Source organism: Myxococcus sp. AM010, assembly GCF_013372585.1.
GTDB classification, from domain to species: Bacteria; Myxococcota; Myxococcia; order Myxococcales; family Myxococcaceae; genus Myxococcus; species Myxococcus vastator.
Map to the genome: position 1 here is coordinate 1 of NZ_JABXEO010000011.1, position 17024 is coordinate 17024.

16 protein-coding genes and 1 pseudogene are annotated in these 17024 nt (G+C 70.2%); 4 read left to right on the forward strand and 13 right to left on the reverse strand.

Annotated elements, in window-relative coordinates:
- The first annotated feature begins 12 nt into the window (after positions 1-12).
- On the forward strand, positions 13-492 hold the full coding sequence (locus tag HV826_RS08370) for an NUDIX hydrolase (protein ID WP_176408973.1): 480 nt from the start codon (positions 13-15) through the stop codon (positions 490-492).
- A 15-nt stretch (positions 493-507) separates the two neighbouring features.
- On the opposite strand, the gene rpoZ is transcribed toward HV826_RS08370, so the two are convergent.
- From rpoZ to HV826_RS08415, 9 genes are all read right to left on the reverse strand, one after another.
- Complete coding sequence (rpoZ, locus tag HV826_RS08375) at positions 508-744, reverse strand: DNA-directed RNA polymerase subunit omega (RefSeq protein WP_163780601.1); 237 nt, start codon at positions 742-744, stop codon at positions 508-510.
- A 116-nt stretch (positions 745-860) separates the two neighbouring features.
- On the reverse strand, positions 861-1211 hold the full coding sequence (locus tag HV826_RS08380; protein WP_368670871.1) for a DoxX family protein: 351 nt from the start codon (positions 1209-1211) through the stop codon (positions 861-863).
- A gap of 5 nt (positions 1212-1216) precedes the next feature.
- Positions 1217-2854: a phosphoglucomutase (alpha-D-glucose-1,6-bisphosphate-dependent) gene (gene pgm / locus HV826_RS08385; protein ID WP_176416480.1), complete on the reverse strand. Its 1638-nt coding sequence runs from the start codon at positions 2852-2854 to the stop codon at positions 1217-1219.
- Between the two features lie 105 nt (positions 2855-2959).
- Positions 2960-4249, reverse strand: a complete 1290-nt coding sequence (locus tag HV826_RS08390) for an AmpG family muropeptide MFS transporter (protein WP_176416481.1) — start codon at positions 4247-4249, stop codon at positions 2960-2962.
- A gap of 73 nt (positions 4250-4322) precedes the next feature.
- Positions 4323-5282 carry a hypothetical protein gene (locus HV826_RS08395; RefSeq protein ID WP_255208089.1) on the reverse strand — a complete coding sequence of 320 codons (960 nt, stop codon included), beginning with the start codon at positions 5280-5282 and terminating at the stop codon, positions 4323-4325.
- Between the two features lie 11 nt (positions 5283-5293).
- Entirely contained in the window at positions 5294-6889 is a 1596-nt protein-coding gene (locus HV826_RS08400) for a caspase family protein (protein WP_176416483.1), read from the reverse strand.
- Positions 6886-7665: a zf-HC2 domain-containing protein gene (locus tag HV826_RS08405; RefSeq protein ID WP_176416484.1), complete on the reverse strand. Its 780-nt coding sequence runs from the start codon at positions 7663-7665 to the stop codon at positions 6886-6888. The genes HV826_RS08400 and HV826_RS08405 overlap by 4 nt, the downstream gene beginning before the upstream one ends.
- Entirely contained in the window at positions 7662-8204 is a 543-nt protein-coding gene (locus tag HV826_RS08410) for a sigma-70 family RNA polymerase sigma factor (RefSeq protein WP_176416485.1), read from the reverse strand. Before HV826_RS08410 ends, HV826_RS08405 begins: the two co-directional genes overlap by 4 nt.
- 22 nt (positions 8205-8226) lie before the next feature.
- Positions 8227-9207: a hypothetical protein gene (locus HV826_RS08415; RefSeq protein ID WP_176416486.1), complete on the reverse strand. Its 981-nt coding sequence runs from the start codon at positions 9205-9207 to the stop codon at positions 8227-8229.
- Between the two features lie 240 nt (positions 9208-9447).
- Between HV826_RS08415 and HV826_RS08420 the strand changes: the two are divergent.
- Together HV826_RS08420 and HV826_RS08425 are read left to right on the forward strand one after the other, a co-directional pair.
- A pseudogene (locus tag HV826_RS08420) lies at positions 9448-10273 on the forward strand (nucleotidyltransferase).
- The gene (locus HV826_RS08425) at positions 10257-10961 is read left to right on the forward strand and encodes a metallophosphoesterase (RefSeq protein ID WP_163780618.1); all 705 of its coding nucleotides are present in this window, start codon (positions 10257-10259) and stop codon (positions 10959-10961) included. Before HV826_RS08420 ends, HV826_RS08425 begins: the two are co-directional and overlap by 17 nt.
- 52 nt (positions 10962-11013) lie before the next feature.
- Here the strand turns inward: HV826_RS08425 and HV826_RS08430 are convergent, their stop codons facing one another.
- The 4 genes from HV826_RS08430 to HV826_RS08445 are packed head-to-tail and all read right to left on the reverse strand — an operon-like array spanning position 11014 to position 15678.
- The gene (locus HV826_RS08430) at positions 11014-12552 is read right to left on the reverse strand and encodes a DUF4340 domain-containing protein (protein WP_176416487.1); all 1539 of its coding nucleotides are present in this window, start codon (positions 12550-12552) and stop codon (positions 11014-11016) included.
- Positions 12549-14120, reverse strand: a complete 1572-nt coding sequence (locus tag HV826_RS08435; protein ID WP_176416488.1) for a GldG family protein — start codon at positions 14118-14120, stop codon at positions 12549-12551. The genes HV826_RS08430 and HV826_RS08435 overlap by 4 nt, the downstream gene beginning before the upstream one ends.
- 1 nt (position 14121) lies before the next feature.
- Positions 14122-14925, reverse strand: a complete 804-nt coding sequence (locus HV826_RS08440) for an ABC transporter permease (RefSeq protein ID WP_176416489.1) — start codon at positions 14923-14925, stop codon at positions 14122-14124.
- Between the two features lie 30 nt (positions 14926-14955).
- Complete coding sequence (locus tag HV826_RS08445; RefSeq protein WP_176416567.1) at positions 14956-15678, reverse strand: ABC transporter ATP-binding protein; 723 nt, start codon at positions 15676-15678, stop codon at positions 14956-14958.
- A 150-nt stretch (positions 15679-15828) separates the two neighbouring features.
- Here HV826_RS08445 and HV826_RS08450 point away from each other — a divergent pair, with 150 nt between their 5' ends.
- Entirely contained in the window at positions 15829-17022 is a 1194-nt protein-coding gene (locus HV826_RS08450) for an aspartate kinase (RefSeq protein ID WP_176416490.1), read from the forward strand.
- Positions 17023-17024 lie beyond the last annotated feature (2 nt).

Here is a 17024-nt window from a genome sequence, read left to right on the forward strand (position 1 = left end):
GGGTGGGCGGGTATGCCACGCGAGGCGTCCGCAGGCGGTGTCGTCATCCGGGAGAGTGCCGGCCACTGGGAGGTGGCCGTCATCCGTCCCCATGGCCGCACCTTGTGGGCGCTCCCCAAGGGGCACGTGGACCCAGGTGAGTCGCCGGAGCAGACGGCGAGCCGCGAGGTGCGTGAGGAGACGGGGCTGTCCGTGTCGCTCATGGCCCCGCTGGGCGAGATTCGCTACGTGTACCAGTTCCGCGGACAGCGCATCTTCAAGCGCGTCCACTTCTTCCTGTTCCGCTATCAGGAGGGAGAGTTGGGGCCGCTGCCGGGGCCGCGCATCGAAGTGGACGAGGTGCGCTGGGTGCCGGTCGTTCAACTGGTGCCGCTGCTGGGCTACAAAGGAGAGAAGGCCGTTGCCTCGCGGGCGGTGCGCTGGTTGCGCTCCCAGGGCCTGCTCCCCGAAGCCCCCTCCCCGGCGAGCGTTGCCGGGAAGGAAGGGGGCTGAAGCGCACCGCGGGGACTACTTGGGCTCGTCGCCCTGGTACTTGCCGGACAGCGCCTCGCGCACGTCACGGTCGAACTTCACGCGGCCGGTGGCCACCTCGCGCAGGGACAGCACGGGGGGCTTGTTCTTGGACTGATCAAGGATGGGGCGGGCACCCGCCATCAGCTGCCGCGCGCGCTTGGCGCCGAGCAGCACCAGCGCGAACCGGTTGTCGACGAGGGGGAGGCAGTCTTCGACGGTAACGCGAGCCATGGAACGTCCTTCGGATTTCGGTGGGGCTACTGGAAGCCTCTGAACCTAAAGAGCACCCCCCGGCGAGTCAAGGAAGGACGCACCGGAGGGCGGCCGGGCGGACAGGCGCTTTCAGCTCAGGTGTACCACCAGGCCCAGAGGATGAGGACCGCCTGCAGGGGCAGCCGCAGCCAGAGCAGGGCCGGGGGGATTTTCCGGAACCGCTCCGGGTGCCGCACCATGTGGAGGTTGGCCGGGAAGACAACGATGAACAGGGCGATGAGGCCCCAGGCGGCCAGCCGGCTCGTCTGGGGGATGACCAGGCCCACGCCCAGCAGCACCTCCGCCACGCCGCTCCAGAACACCAGCGGCCCGTGAAACGGCAGGTACGGGGGCATGATGCGCTGGTACATGCGCGGGTTGCGGAAGTGGTTCAGCCCCGCGCCCACCATCAGCAGGGCGAGCACGTACTGAAGCACGAGCTTCACGCCGCTCAAGTGGACGCGAACGCCTCGCCGACGATGGCGCGCGCCTCTTGGAGGATGGCTTGGAGGTGGGCTTCGTCTCGGAAGCTCTCCGCGTAGATTTTGTAGACGTCCTCGGTGCCGGAGGGCCGCGCGGCGAACCAGCCGTTCTCCGCCACCACCTTGAGCCCGCCGATGTCCGCGTTGTTGCCGGGCGCGCGCGTGAGGCGCTGGAGGATGGGCTCACCGGCCAGCGTGGTGGCCTTCACCGCCTCCGGGGACAGCTTCTTCAGCGCGGCCTTCTGCGCGGCGGTGGCCGGCTGGTCGATGCGCGTGTAGTGCGGCGCGCCGAACTTCGCCGCCAGGGCCTGGTAGTGCTCGCCGGGGTCCTTCCCGGTGCGCGCGAGCAGTTCCACCGCCAGCAGGTCCAGGATGATGCCGTCCTTGTCCGTGGTCCACACCGTGCCGTCCTTGCGGAGGAAGGACGCGCCGGCGCTCTCCTCGCCGCCGAAGCCGAGCGAGCCGTCCAGCAGCCCGTCCACGAACCACTTGAAGCCCACCGGCACCTCGACGACGCGGCGGCCCAAATCCGTCGCCACGCGGTCGATGAGGCTGCTGCTCACCAGCGTCTTGCCCACCGCGGTGCCGGGCTTCCAGCCGGGCCGGTTGCGATAGAGGTAGTCGATGGCGACCGCCAGGTAGTGGTTCGGGTTCATCAGCCCCAGGCTGCGGGTGACGATGCCGTGCCGGTCCGAGTCCGCGTCGTTGCCAAACGCGATGTCATACGCGTCCTTGAGCCGCACCAGGTTCGCCATGGCATACGGGGACGAGCAGTCCATGCGAATCTTCCCGTCGTGGTCCAGCGGCATGAACCGGAACGTCGGGTCCACCGTGGGGTTCACCACGTGCAGGTTCAGCCCGTAGCGCGCGGCGATGGGCTCCCAGTACGCGACGTTGGAGCCGCCGAGCGGGTCCGCGCCGATGCGCAGCTTCGCGCCGCGCAGGGCCTCCATGTCGATGACGCTGCCCAGGTCCTCCACGTACGGGGTGATGAAGTCATACGGCTTCACCGTGGGCGCGGTGCGCGCGCGCTCGAAAGGGATGCGCTGCACGCCCGCGTTGCCCGCGCCCAGCAGCGCGTTGGCGCGCTTCTCGATGACGGAGGTGACGTTCGTGTCCGCGGGGCCGCCGTTGGGCGGGTTGTACTTGATGCCGCCGTCTTCGGGCGGGTTGTGGGACGGGGTGATGACGATGCCGTCCGCGAGCCCCGCGGTGCGGCCGCGGTTGTACGTGAGGATGGCGTGGGAGATGACGGGCGTGGGCGTGGCGCCGTCCGTGAAGCGCACCTGCACGCCGTTCGCCGCCAGCACCTCCAGCGCCGTCTGCTGCGCGGGGGCGGAGAGGGCATGGGTGTCCATGCCCAGGAAGAGCGGGCCGTTGATGCCCTGCTGCTGGCGGTACTCGCAGATGGCCTGCGTCACCGCGACGATGTGGCCTTCGTTGAAGCTGTTTCGCGCGGAGGAGCCACGGTGCCCGGAGGTGCCGAAGGCGACGCGCTGCTCCGCCACGCCCACGTCGGGCCGGCCGGAGAAGTACGCGGCGCGCAGCTTCTCGGGGTCGATGAGGAGGTCTTCCGGTGGGGGCTTGCCAGCGAGCGGGTGTGCCATGGCCGCGGAACATAGCCATGCCGCGCGGAGGAAGGCGCGACGATTCTGGCGAGCGTGCACCGCGTTACACCCGGGCCGTGCCGGCCCCGGGATTCCGGCGGTGATTCAGCGGGTCGCGGCCACCACGCTGGATGAGGACCCTCCCTGGGGCTCGGGCTCCGGGGCCTCGTCAGCCGGAGCGGCCGCGTCCTCCGGGAGGAACGCGAGCAGCACCAGCGCGGGCACGGCGAGCAGCACGGTGCCGGCGAAGAAGGTGGGCCAGCCGAGCCACTCGGCCAGGTAGCCGGAGGAGGCGGAGATGAGGCGGTTGGCCACCGTGCCCAGCGCGGACAGGAGCGCGTACTGCGTGGCGCTGAAGCTCTTGTGGCACAGCGACATCAGGTAGGCGGCGAAGGCCGTCACGGCCAGGCCGCCGCAGAGGTTGTCCACGGTGATGGTGGCCGCCAGCATCAGGTCGTTCTTCCCCACCAGCGCCAGCCCCATGAACATCAGGTTGGTGAGGGCCTGCGCCGCGCCGAAGATGAAGAGGCTGCGCCGCGTGCCCAGCTTCACCATCACCACGCCGGCCAGCAGTCCACCCGCGATGGTGGACACCATGCCCAGGCCCTTGCTGAGCGCGCCAATCTCCGTGTTGGAGAAGCCCAGCTCCTTGTAGAAGGGCGTCACCATGCCGGCGGCGATGGCGTCTCCCAGCTTGTAGAGCACCAGGAAGAGGATGACGGCGACGGCGCCCTTGCGCGTGAAGTACTCCACGAAGGGCTTCACCACCGCGTCCGTCAAGTTGCGCGGCGGCTTCGAGCCCTGGGGCTCCGGGGCCAGGAGCGTGGCCACCACGCCCACGGCCATCAGCAGGCCCATGATGAAGTACGTCTGGGACCAGCCGGTGAGGTCCGACAGCGTCAGGGCCAGGGCGCCCGCGGTGAGCATGCCCAGGCGGTAGCCGGTGATGTACGTGGAGTTGCCGAGCCCGCGCTCCTCCACGGGGAGGATGTCCGTGCGCCACGCGTCCGCGACGATGTCCTGGCTGGCGGACAGGAACGTCACCAGCACCGCCAGGGCGGCCATGCTCACCGGCGCGTCCTTGGGATTCACCAGGCCCATGGCGGCAATGGCCCCCATGAGCAGCACCTGCGTCACCAGCATCCACCCGCGCCGCCGGCCCAGGAAGGGCAGGGTGTAGCGGTCCATCAACGGCGCCCAGAGCACCTTGAAGGTGTACGGCATGCTCACGAGGCCGAAGACGCCAATCGTCTTCAAGTTGACGCCTTCGTCCTTCATCCACGCCGACAGCGTGACGCCTGTCAGCCACAGGGGCAGGCCGGAGGCGAAACCAACGGCGACGAGCAGCCAGATGCGCCGGCTCTTGAGCACTTCGAGGATGGAGGGCTTGGACATGGAGGACTGCGGCCAGCATAGAGAATCCACCCCGCGCGTCACCATTCATGCGCGGGAATGTCCGCTCGGCTGCCTAGCCGTCCAGCGCGGAGAAGTCCGGGCAGGTGGCGCGCTCGCCCTCGGTGGGATTGAAGAAGTCCCAGCTGCGCGCCGTGAAGGTGACGCGGCCCTGGCCGTCCCAGCACTCGGTGTACTTCGCGCCCCGGATGTCGCCGCTCAGCACGTCCAGCACCGCCATGCCCCGGCCGTCCGGGGCCCAGCGCGTCGTCAGGCTCAGGTCCTCCAGCAGCCCGCCCGGCACCAGGTCCTGCCCGGGCATCAGGAACTGCATCTCCCCCAGGCTGTCCTGGGCCTCGCGGTACGTGTACCGCGCCACGGGGAAGGCGCCGTCCCTGGGCGTGAAGGCCAGCTCCACCCGGGTGGGCAGCGCCTTCGTCTGGTAGTGGATGTCCAGCCGCCGGAGCGCCGCCACGTCGTTGGTGGGCAGGCCCTCCTGCCGCGCCCGCTCCACGTCCAGGTGGAGGTTGCCCACGCCCTTGCGGATGCCGGCGTCCGCTTCGAAGGTGCCGCCCAGGAAGGCCCACCACCCGGCCTCGCCCGCGCCCGTCTTCCGGTACTCGAGCCGGTAGTCGAAGCTCAGCGCCGCGCGCGTCATCACGAAGCGGACGTCATGGCCCGCGTGGCGCGGGTCCCGGTAGGGCCCCCACACCCGACGGTCCGGCTCGCGCGTCGTCGGGGGCTGGCTCCGGATGTCCTCCAACAGGGAGAGGAGGGCGTCCACGCTCGCGTTGAAGGCGCGCCCTGTCTCCTCCGTGTCGCCCATCAGCTTGGAGGGCTCGCCCAGGCGCACCACCAGCGCGGAGGGCCGTGTCGCCAGCCCACCGCCCGAGCGCCCCGCGCTCTTCGCGGGCAGCTTCGCGGCCAGGTCCTCGCGCAGCGGCAGCGCGTTGAGGAACTCCAGGTCGTCGTTGGAGAAGTCGCCGCCGCACGCGGCCAGCGCCAGGCACAGACAGGCCACCATGACGTTTCGCATCGCGTGCTCCTTCATGGCTGGTACGTCACCAGCGCGCCCAGCTCCCAGAAACCCAATGAGCGTTGCGCATCGACGTTGTAGAGCAGGTAGTGGGTCCGGGCTCGCGCCGTGAGGTGCAGCCGGGACAGGGGACTCCAGCGGATGCCCGCCACCAGTCCGGGCGAGAACATGGCGAACTGCTGGTCTGGGAGGGCTTCGTCCTCGAAGTCGCGGCGCATGATGAGCCACGCCATCCGCGCGCCCAGGAAGGGCGCCACGCGGCCCATGGGCCACTCGGACGTCAGGGACGTGCCCACGCTCGTCATCGAGTAGCGGTACCCCGGGCCCGTCAGCGTCGGGAGCATCAGCACCGCCCGCCGGCTGCCCATGGCCACGTCCAACCCCCAGACCCAGTCTCGGCGGAAGTAGTCGTGGAGTTGGGCCTCCGCGCCCACCATCCCCACCGACAGGAACAGAGAGTCGCGCGTGGGCGCGTCGAAGTAGGACTGCACGCCGCCCGCCAGCCCCAGCGTCCACCACGCGCCATCCGCGCGCGGGCCGCCCTTCACCGGGTCGTCGGAGAAGGGCGCGTCCTGGAGCCGCGCCTCGTGCAGCACCGCCTGATGGCCCCTTCGCACCTCCACCTCGCCGATGCGCAGCCGGTCCGGGAGCCGGCGCTTCACGCGGTAGGTGCCCGGCGCCAGCGCCACGCGCCGCTCCACGTCCGCCGCCTTGTCCAGCTCCGCCACGACGAGGCCACCCGGGTCCACGAAGTAGTAGGTGCCCACCGGCGCCGCGCCCGGGACGATGAGCCCTCCGCCGCTGGCGCGCAGGTCCGTGAGGACCAGGTCTCCGTTGCCCGCCAGGTCGTAGCTGAACGTCGGATGCTGCGGCCCCGCGCTGCTGGCCGCCGTGTCCGCCACCGTGCGGGCATAGGCGTGGGAGTACGCCTCGAAGAGCGTCACCCGGCCGTCGCCGCTGCGGTCCGCGTCCCCCAGCAGCCCGCTGGCCAGGTGGTGTGAGAAGTAGCTGCCCGCCAGCGCGTCCGACTCCTGCGAGTCCTCGTCCGCCGCGCTGGACGTGAGGATGACCAGCCCGCGCGCGTCGCGGCTCGCCCCCGACTCGATGTCGAACGCCGGGGCCCGCCGCGCGCCCTTGGTGCGCGTCATCGCGCCGGAGCGGCATGAATCCAGGACTGCGATGCGGATGTCCGAGGAGGCCTCCGCGAGCCGGCGCTTGAGGTCGCCGAACCCCAGCCGCGTGTCCCCCAGCCGCAGCGCGCCGTCCTTGGCGTGGCCGGAGTAGTAGACGAACAGCGCGGTGCGCTCGCCTCTTGCCCGGGCCGCGCGGGCGCGCTGCTCCAGCTCCGCCAGGGCCGCCAGGAAGTCCCGCGCGTCTTCGTTCAGCAGCAGCTTCGCGTCCACGGGCGCCACGCCGCCCAGGCGGAGCAGGAGCGCGTGCATCTTCCGGGCATCGTCCCGGGCGAAGCGAAGCGGACGCGTGTCGGCGCCGCCCTGGTCATTGCCGGCCACCAGCGCGAAGCGGCGCAGCGTGTCCGCGTCCGCGGCGGAGGCCGCCAGGGCGAGCACCAGCGCCAGGGCGCGCGTGAGGCAGGACGAGCGGCTCATGGCTTCCGCAGCACCCAGTGTGTCTGCGCTCCAGGGACTTCCAGCTCGGCCATCCGCCCGACGTCGCCATCCGCCTGGGCAAAGGCGCGCCGGGCGGCTTCCACCAGCGTCTCCTGGGGCAGGGGCTCGTCGCTGAGCACCACGATGACGCGCTCCGCTCCGGAGCCGGTGAACTCCCAACCTCCGGGCAGCCAGTGCAGCCGGCTGCCGGGGGCCACGGGCGCGCTGGCCCCGTCCTCCGGATGCAGCGGCGTCACCTCGCCAATGGCGTCCACCGACAGCGCGGCCACGTAGCGGTGCGCTCCCGCCTTGTAGCCCAGCATCACCCGCTCACCCGGGTCTATCGCTTCGGGCCTGCCCGGAATGGCCTCCCGCTGCGGGCCCAGCCCCCCGCCGATGCGCAACTCCGCCGTCGCGCCGCCCTTGAGGCGGTTGAGCCCCACGGTGTCTCTGGACTCGGCGCTGGAGCCCAGGAGCGGGCGCACCAGCACCACGACCAGCAGGGACGCGGCGATGGCCACCGTCGTCGCCACCCAGCGGCGCGGCGGCGGCCGGGCGGCGTCCTGCCGCCGTCGCAGGGCCTGCTCCACGCCGGCCTCGAAGCGCTCGAAGGGGACGTCCGCCTCGAACCGCGCCTGGGCTTCGTGGATGCCGCGCAGGGCCTGGGCGCAGGCCTCGCACGAGGCCGCATGGGCCTGGACGCGGGCGGCCTCGGTGGCGGTCAGCTCTCCGGCGCTCAGCCGGCGCAGCGTCCATTCCGATTCGTGCGCGCTCATGGGACCTTCAGCTCCTCTCCGCCCAGCGCCGCGAAGTGCTCCAGCCGCTTGCGGATGGTGGGCACCGAGCGACCCAGCAGCGTGGCCACTTCTTCCAGCGTCATTCCATCGACGTGGTAGTGGATGGCGGCCGCCTGCGTCTCCACGTCCACGCGCGCCAGCAGCCGGCGCACCAGGTCCCGCGTCTCCATGGCCTCCTGTCCGCCATGGCCTTCGGGACGGGCGGCGGCGTCCCGTTCGAACCACTGCCGCCAGCCGGCGCGCTCACCGCGGAGCTGGTTGAGGCAGTGGTGGGTGGCAATCTTCATCAGCCACGTCAGCGGCGAGGACTCCGCGCGGAAGTCCTCGCCGTGCGTGAGGGCGCGGGCGAACACGTCGTGCATCGCATCCTCCGCCTTCGCCGCGTCCTTCAACAGGTAGCGGCAGCGCCCCAGCACGCTGCCGCCATGTTTCATATACAACTCCCGCAGGAAGGCCCGCCGGTCCTGTTTCGGACCGCCTGGAATCACCTGGAGGAGTGGCCGGCTCGTTCCCGTCACACGGCGCAGACTACCGCGTGCGTCACAGCGTGGAGTAGACGGCGGCGCTGAAGTTTCCGCAGGCGCTCAGCTCGCCATAACCCAGGACCGGATTGACGCTGATGGCGAAGTAGGCGCTCAGGAAGTTGCTGTCCCAGCATTCACTCAGCGTGGCCTCACCGAACAGGTCCCCGCCTGACAGCTTGATGTCCGCGCGACCCGAGCCCGTCGCCTCCCAGCGGCTCTTGATGGCCAGGTTCTCCAGCGCCGCGCGGCGCGGGTCCGTGTCGATGTCCTTGCGGATGACGAAGTCCAGCTCGCCGCCCGCGCCGTCGCCCTGCTTGAAGCGGTAGACGGCGTCCACGCGGGTGTCCGGGCGCTCCTCGTCGCGAATCTGGTGGAGGTCCGCCTCCACGGAGGACTCCGCCGCTCCGGCGACGCGCGCGTAGCGAATCTCCGCGGTGCCCACGTCGTCGCCCGTGGCGCCGGGCAGCGTGCTCGCCCGGTCCCAGTCGATGAGGAACTCACCGGAGCCGTGGCCCGCGACGCGCTCACCGTCAGCGTTCACCGAGGCGGTGTGCGCGCCGGAGAGGAAGGCCACGAAGGCGCTGTCCGCCTCGTTCTTGTCCTGGCCCTCCAGGCCCCAGGTGTAGCTGTGGTCGCCCGTGCGGGTGACGGTCAGCCGCCACGCCACCGCGTCGAGCGGGCCGGCATGGGGGCCCCACACGGCCACGTCTCCATTGATGGAGGTGGGGACGTGCTGGACGATGTCCTCGATGAGGTTGAGCACGCCCACCGTGCCGAGGTTGAAGGTGGCCGCCGCCGCCACCGTCGCCCGGTAGTACTCCGCCTGTTCGCCTTCACCGTAGAAGGCCGTCAGCCCCTGCCCGTTGTTCCGGGAGGGCGAGCGCATCTCCACCATCTCCTTGGAGGGCAGCCCGTCCCGGAAGGCGTCTTCGTCGCTCGTCGCGTTGTCACAACCCGTCATCAGCAGGGCGGCACACAGCAGGCTCTTGCGCAGCATGGTTCACGTTCCCTTCGAACGGCCCCCGGCGGGCCGTGCAGCAGCGTGTCTGCCTTCATGGACACAGCTCGGCCGGAAAACGGAAAAGGCGCCCGCTCGGTGCGCGAAACGTCCGGAATCACGATGTTTGTAGGTTGGCTGCCCGCTCCCCAGGCATCTATTCCGCGCCGGCGGACGTCCGAATTTCTCCGTCCCTACCTTTCGGCCATGGAAAAGAGACACCCCAACCATCCCGGCGAGATGGGTACGGACGCGCAGCTGGCCGAGCATGAGCGGGCCCCGGACGAAATCAACGCCCGGGCCCGGGCCGTCGGGCTGCTCAAAGACGCAGGGGTGCCCTTCGTCGTGGGGGGGGGCCTACGCCTATGCGACGTACACCGGCATCTACCGCGACACGAAGGACTTGGACCTCTTCCCCCGGAAGGCGGACGCGCTCCGGGCGCTGCAGGTCCTGGAGAAGGACGGCTGGCGCACCGAGCGCGCGGACGAGGTCTGGCTCTACAAGGCCTTCAAGGGCGACTACTTCGTCGACTTCATCTTCTCCTCCGGCAACGGCGTGGCGGTGGTGGACGACGCGTGGTTCGAACACGCCCCGCGCGCCACCATCTTCGGGCACGAGTGTCTGGTGGCCCCCGCGGAGGAGATGATCTGGTCCAAGGCCTTCGTCAACGAGCGCGAGCGGTATGATGGCGCGGACGTGAACCACCTGCTGCTGAAGGCGGGCCGGAACATGGACTGGGAGCGGATGTTGCGCCGCTTCGACCGGTACTGGGAGGTCCTGCTCAGCCACCTCATGATGTTCCGCTTCGCCTATCCGTCCGAGCGGGACGCCATCCCCGAATGGGTGATGGCGGAGCTGATGAGTCGCACGCTGCACACCCTGCGCGAGGGGCGCTGGGAAGAGAAGCTGTGCCGCGGCAACCTGATTTCCCGCGTGAACTATCACGTGGACATCCACCACTGGGGCTTCGGTGACGGGAGGTCCTGGGACGAAATCGAACGACAGCGGGAGGACGAGAGTGGCGCGCGATCCGGGCTCGAAAATTCGGTTGGCGGCGGTCGGTGACCTGCACTGCCGGGAGGACCACCACGGCCGCTTCCGGCACCTGGTCAAGCAGGTGAACGCCACGGCGGACCTGCTCGTGTTGTGCGGCGACCTCACGGACCGCGGGATGATTGAAGAGGGCAAGGTGCTGGCGGAGGAGCTGTCCGCGCTCCGCGTCCCCTGCGCGGCGGTGCTGGGCAACCACGACTACGAGCACAACCAGGTGAAGGAGATCTGCGGCGAGCTGGCCAAGGTCGGCGTCCACATCTTGGATGGAGACCACTTCATCTTCGAGAAGGTGCTGGGCGTGGCGGGCGTGAAGGGGTTTGGCGGCGGCTTCGGCAACGCGACGCTCCAGGCCTTCGGCGAGGGCCAGACGAAGGGCTTCGTGCAGGAGGCCGTCACGGAGTCGCTCAAGCTGGAGGCCGCGCTGAGCCACCTCGACATGGAGAAGAAGGTGGTCATCATGCACTACGCCCCGGTGCCGGAGACCCTGGAGGGGGAGAACATCGAGATTCGCCCCTTCCTGGGCACCAGCCGCCTGTCCATGCCCATTGACCACTATGGCGCGGAGGCGGTGTTCCACGGCCACGCGCACCACGGCGCCCGCAGCGGGAAGACGAAGAGCGGCATCCCCGTCTACAACGTGGCCATGCCCCTGCTGGCGAAGCACACCCCGGACCAGCGGTATGTGTTGCTGGAGGTGTAGGCCCCCCGCGGCGCGGCGCGGGGGCGTCACTCAGTCTCTCAATGGAGGGCGCTCAGGGCGCCTGCTCCGTCTTCGCGGGCGGCTTCGGCGCGTCGGGGGTCGGCGCTGTTTCCAGCAAGTCCTCGGGCCGGGTGGGCAACGTCAGGCGTGACTCGGGCACCTTGAGGACGTCGGGGCCAGCGCCGCGGGCGTAGAGCGTGCCGGGCTCGTCGGGCACTTCAGTGCCCAGCCAGAGCCGCGCCAGCTCACGTCCATCCGAGTCCAACAGCACGGCGCCGGGCGAGTCCGCCGTCACGCCATACCGAGCCCAATTCTTGGGGTTCGTCTCGCTAGAGCCCGTCGCCTTCAGCCCTTCCAGCGCGCGCAGCAGCGAGGCGAGCTTGAAGTGCTGTGCCTTGCCCCGCCGCGGGGACTCCATGTCCCAGTGTCCGGCGCCTTCGGTGGCTTCCGACGTGTTCACCACGGTGATGGCGGGCGCGCCACCGCCCGGGTGGAACACGATGCGGCGGACGTCCTGGCGCCGGAACTCCAGCACGCGCCGGTCCTTCAGCTCCCGGGCGCTCACGTCCAGCACGCCGAGGGCGTCCTCGGGCACCTCGCCCAGCACCGCTTGCGTCCCCTGTTCGCGCAACGCATAGGCGCGCGCGGCGCCGTCGTCCGTCACGCGGGACATCCGCACCCGCACCGGCTCGCCCGGGCCGCCAGTGAAGCGGGCGTCCACCACCGGCGTCTCCAGCCCCAACCGCTTCCGTGTCTCCGGTGTGTCTTCGGGGAAGGAGAGTGCCCGCTGCTCCACCAAGGCCTTCACCAGGTCCGCGACACGCGTCGCGTTCGCGTTGGCGGCCAGCGGGGAGACCAGCCGCCAGCCCGTGCCGTCCGCGTCCCGCGTCAGTTGATACGCACCCTGCGGCGCCTTCACGTCGATGCGCTTCAGCGCACGCGCGTCCAGGGGCGCCAGGAGGTCCTTGGCGCGCAGGGCGAAGGTGTCCCGGTCCAGGGCCCAGCGCACCGTGCCCGCGGCGGAGTGGACCGCCGGCTCCGCGTCACGGCGCACGTAGACGGAGCCGTCGTAGGTGTTCTCCTTGCCACCATGCAGCGTCACCGTGCGCTGGCGGGCGGGGTCCTTCGCCCCTTGGCCCTGCGCGTCTGGCACATAGGCCCGGGCCGTGACGGTGAAGAGGGGCGGCTTCAGGCCATACGCGTCCAGGTCGGCGTCGGTGGGCGCCTCCTTCACGGTGGCGCTGAAGCTCGAAGACGCCAGCGTGCCGAGGATGGACTCCACCACGGCCGCCTCCGCGCGCGCGGCCACGGGCGCCGTCACCTTCCACGTGCCGTCCTGCTCGCGCACCAGCTCCGTGGTGGCGCCCCGAGCCCTCACCGTCAGGTGGGTGAAGACGGGCTTCGCGGGCGCTCCTTCGTCCTGACCGCGCGTCTCCTCCGTCCCCGTGACGAAGAGGCGCTGCTGGGCGTCGGCGCTCCGCCGGGCCTCGCTCGCGTCGGACGCCTTCTCCCCGGGACAGGCCGCGAGCCCCAGGCCCGCCGTGACGACGGTGAGGGTGCTCCACCGCCACCTTCCTCCACGCGGCGTCACTTGTTGCGCCTCGACAGCCAGATGGCCAGGCCCACGCCCAGCAGCGTCAAGGGCATGAGGTCGGTGGCGAAGAAGCGGATACGGCTGAGCGTCGCCGCGTCCAGCTCCAGCGTGGACACCTCGCGGTCCGGCGGGCGGATGGTGACCTTCGTGAGCTGGTTGGACGCCCAGCCCAGCGCGTTCATCACCAGGTTGCGGTTGGGCTCATGGCCCCAGTTCGGGTCCAGGAGCAGCTCCGAGTCCCCCATCACCACCAGGCGCGCTTCATCAAAGCGCTTGCCCGGCGAGGCCTGGGTATCACGCGTCACGGCGGCCACCAGCACCAACTGGCCCGTCTTCTCGCCATCCGAAGGCACCGCGTTCTCCTCCGGCGTGCTCTCCACCCAGCCATGCTGCGACGTGAGGACCACCGGCTGCACCTGGATGCCCGGCGCCATCCCCATGCGCAGCAGGCTCAGGCTGCGCGGGGTGGGGAACTCCACGTTGAGTCCCCGCTGGTGCAGCGGCTTGCCAATCTCGTGGTCGCTGTAGAAGAGCGACAGCACCACGAAGGGGTTGCCGCTGTTGTACTGCGCGTCCGCGACGATGCCCTCGTCCACCTGCACGCCGTGCTCGGCCAGCAGTCCGTCCAGGCCGTCACGCAGGCCGGCGTCAGCGAAGTAGAGCATGCGTCCACCAGAGGCGAGGTAGCGCTGGAGCACCTCCTTCTCCGGCGCGGTGTAGGGCGCCCGGGCCCCCGCGATGATGACCAGCGCGGCGTCCCGTGGCACGGCTTGGACACCCGCGAGGTTCAGCGGTTCCGCGGTGTAGCCCTCCTGGAGCAGCTGCCGCCGGAGCTCGGACAGGCTGGCGCCCGGGTCATTGGGCGGCGCCTGCTCCTTGTCCAGTGGCCACTCCCCGTGGCCGGTGACGAAATACACCTTCTGGGTGCCCACCGCGTTCAGCTTGAGGACCGCGTGCGTCAGCTCCTGCTCGGACACGGTGGCGAGCAGCGTGTGCGTGGCGTGCTCGCCCTCGCCGCGTACCAGCACCACCGCCGTCTGGCCCTCACGCACCTGGTACTTCGCGGCCAGGTCCGGGCCGCGGCGCGGGTCCTTGAAGGTGTACTCGAACTTCCCCGGCGCTTCGGCGTGGTAGAGCGCGAAGAGCGCTTCCAGCTGGGCGTACTGGGCATGTGCCGGGGTGATGAACGCGATGGCGCGCACCGGGTCCGAAATCGCGGCCAGCGTGGACACCGTCTGCGGCGCCAGCGTGTGGATGCGCGCCTGCGTCAAATCCCAGCGCCGGTTCTGCTTGAAGGCCAGGTAGTTCACCGCCACCAGCCCGGCGAACACGCCCAGCGTGGTGAGCACCGTGGTGGCGAAGAAGCTGCTGGCGCGGCGGGTGGCGAACTGGCCGAACTGCCGGTAGTTCGTCGCGCCGTAGATGCCCACCAGCACCAGGCCCGCGCCGGCCTTCACGGCGGCGGTGACGGCGCTGTCTGAGGTGACCAGCAGGGTGAACGGACTCGACAGGAGCAGCAGCAGTCCGAACGCGCCCAGGACCTTGCCGGCGTTGGCGGCCTTCATGTCAGGCCCACCGCTGCGCACCCACCGCGCGGTGGGTGAGGAAGAGCGAGAAGCCGATGACGGAGGCGAAGAACACCAGCGACTGTGCGTCCAGCACGCCCTTGAGCATCCCCTGCAACTGGAGGTCACAGGCGACGTAGGACAGCGCGGAGCGCAGCGGCTCCTCCGCGCGCCGGGCCACCTGGCCCAGCAGCATCCACGCCAGCAGGACACAGAAGGTGAGGAAGGCCGCCAGCATCTGGCTCTCCGTCAGCGCGGAGATGAACAGGCCCACGGCCATGCAGGTGGCGCCCCACAGCAGCAGCGCGCCGTAGCCCAGCAGGACGGTGGACCACTCCAGCGCCGGCCCGGACTCGCTGTGGCCCAGCGCGGACAGCAGCAGCGGGAAGACGAGCGTGAGCGCCAGCGTGGCCCAGATGACGCCCAGGCCGCCCAGGTACTTGCCCAGCACGATTTCAATGGGCCGCACCGGAGCCGTCATCAGCAGCTCGAAGGTGCGGTTGCGCTTCTCCTCCGCGAACAGCCGCATGGACAGGAACGGCGCGACGACCAGGGTGATGACCAGGACGCTGCCCCACAGCTCCACCACCACCCCGTCCGTGAGGTTGCGGTACATGTTGAAGTCCGGGGACATCTGCGCCCAGCCCACCCGGCGCGCCACGCCCTGGACGTCGTTGAACGCCTGCAGCAGGTCCGTGAAGTAGAAGGCCGTCAGCGCCGCCATCGCCGTGAAGACGGCGTAGGCCCACGGCGTGGTGAAGGAGATGGACAGTTCCTTGCGGGCAATCGCCAGGGCGGTGCGCATGGAGGCAGGGTCCTTGAAAGGGGGCCGCGCTCAGGCGGCGGTCAGCTTGATGAAGACTTCTTCCAGCGACGCGCTCTCCGCCTGCCCGTGGATGCGGGCCAGCTGGGAGATGTCGTCGTACGCGGCCATCTTTCCCTGGTGGATGATGAGCACCTTCTGGCACGTCATCGTGACCTCCGGGAGGATGTGCGTGGAGAGGATGACGGTGTGCTTGCCGGCCAGGCCCTTGATGAGGGCGCGAAGCTCGGCGCGCTGCGCGGGGTCCAGGCCCTCGGTGGGCTCGTCCAGGATGAGCACCGGCGGTGAGCCGAGCAGCGCCTGGGCGATTCCCACGCGCTGCTTGTAGCCCTTGGACAGGTTTTGGATGACGCGGTCCATGACGTGCGTCACCCCCATGAGGGTGGCTACCCGCTCCAGCTCGGCCTTGAGGGCGCTCCCCGACAGCCCCTTCAGCGAGGCCACGAAGCGCAGGTAGCCGCGCACCGTCATCTCCACGTAGAGCGGCGGCTGCTCCGGCAGGTAGCCGATGCGGCGCTTCACCTCCAGCGGCTGCGCTTCGACGTCATGGCCCCCGACGCGGACCACCCCCTCCGACGGCGGGAGGAAGCCGGTGAGGATTTTCATGGTGGTGGACTTGCCCGCCCCGTTGGGGCCGAGGAACCCGAGAATCTCACCCGCCTCGACCTGGAAGGTGAGGTCGTCCACGGCCACCCGCTCTCGGTATCGCTTGGTGAGGTGCTGGACCTCGATCATCGGCATGGGCGCGGTATTAAACCCGACATTGGCGTGTCAAGGCGACACCGACTGCGTGTGTGGGCGTCGTCCAGCGGCTGGCCGGACTTCTGCAGGAGGCCCACGCGTGTGGTTTTCCGGACACACCGAACAGGGGTAGTGAGTCGAATCATGCCAATCGTGGTCCAGAAGTACGGCGGCTCGTCGGTCGCCGGCGTGGAGAAGCTCCGCAAGGTCGCCCAGCGGGTGAAGGACAAGCGCGAGGCGGGCTATCAGGTGGTGGTGGTGGTGAGCGCCATGGGCGACACCACGGACGAGCTGCTGGCGCTGGCCAAGGGCGTCTCGGCGGACCCGCCGCGTCGCGAGCTGGACATGCTGCTCACCTGTGGCGAGCGCATCTCCATGGCGCTGCTCTCCATGGCGCTCCAGGAGCTGGACGTGCCGGCCATCAGCTTCACCGGCAGCCAGAGCGGCATCATCACCACGGACGCGCACGCGCAGGCCCGCATCGTGGAGGTGCGTCCGTACCGCATCCACGACGAACTGGCACGGGGCAAGGTCGTCATCGTCGCGGGCTACCAGGGCGTCTCCTTCAAGAAGGAAGTGACGACGCTGGGGCGCGGCGGCTCGGACACGACGGCGGTGGCGCTGGCGGCGGCGCTGGACGCGGAGGCGTGTGAAATCTACTCGGACGTGGACGGCGTGTTCAGCGCGGACCCCCGCGTGGTTCCGGACGCCCGCAAGCTGGAGTCGCTGAGCTACGACGAGATGCAGGAGCTGGCGAGCGCGGGCGCCAAGGTGCTCAACGCGCAGGCGGTGGAGTGGGCCAAGGCCCGGGGCATCACCATCCTCGCGCGCACCGCGCACGGCCAGGGAACGGGCACGGCGGTCCAGGAGCTGGCTGTCCCCACAGACAGCCGGCTCAAGGGCGTCACCGCCGACGCGGAGATGGCCGTGCTGTCCGCCGCGGAGCCCATCCGCCTGCCCGAGCTGCTGGAGTTCCTGGACGCGCGCGCCGTCCGCGGGCGGACGCTGGACTTCGAGGGCCCGGCGGGCGGGCCGCGCCGGACGGTCATCACCGTGCCCCTGGCGGACATCCATGGTTCGGATGCGCTGCGCCGGGAGCTGGCCACGCGCTTCGGTGACGGGGTGTCCTGGCGCGAGGACCTGGGCACCGTCACCTGCGTGGGCGTGGGGTTGAACGCGGACTGGGCGCCGCTGCGCCGCGCGCTGGCCGCCGCCGAGGAGCTGGGGGCGCACGTCCACGCGGCCCATACGTCGCCTTTGCAACTGACGCTGCTGGTGGACAAAGCCCACCTGAAGGCGCTCACGGCCCGGCTGCACCGGGAGCTCTTGGGGGGGTAGGC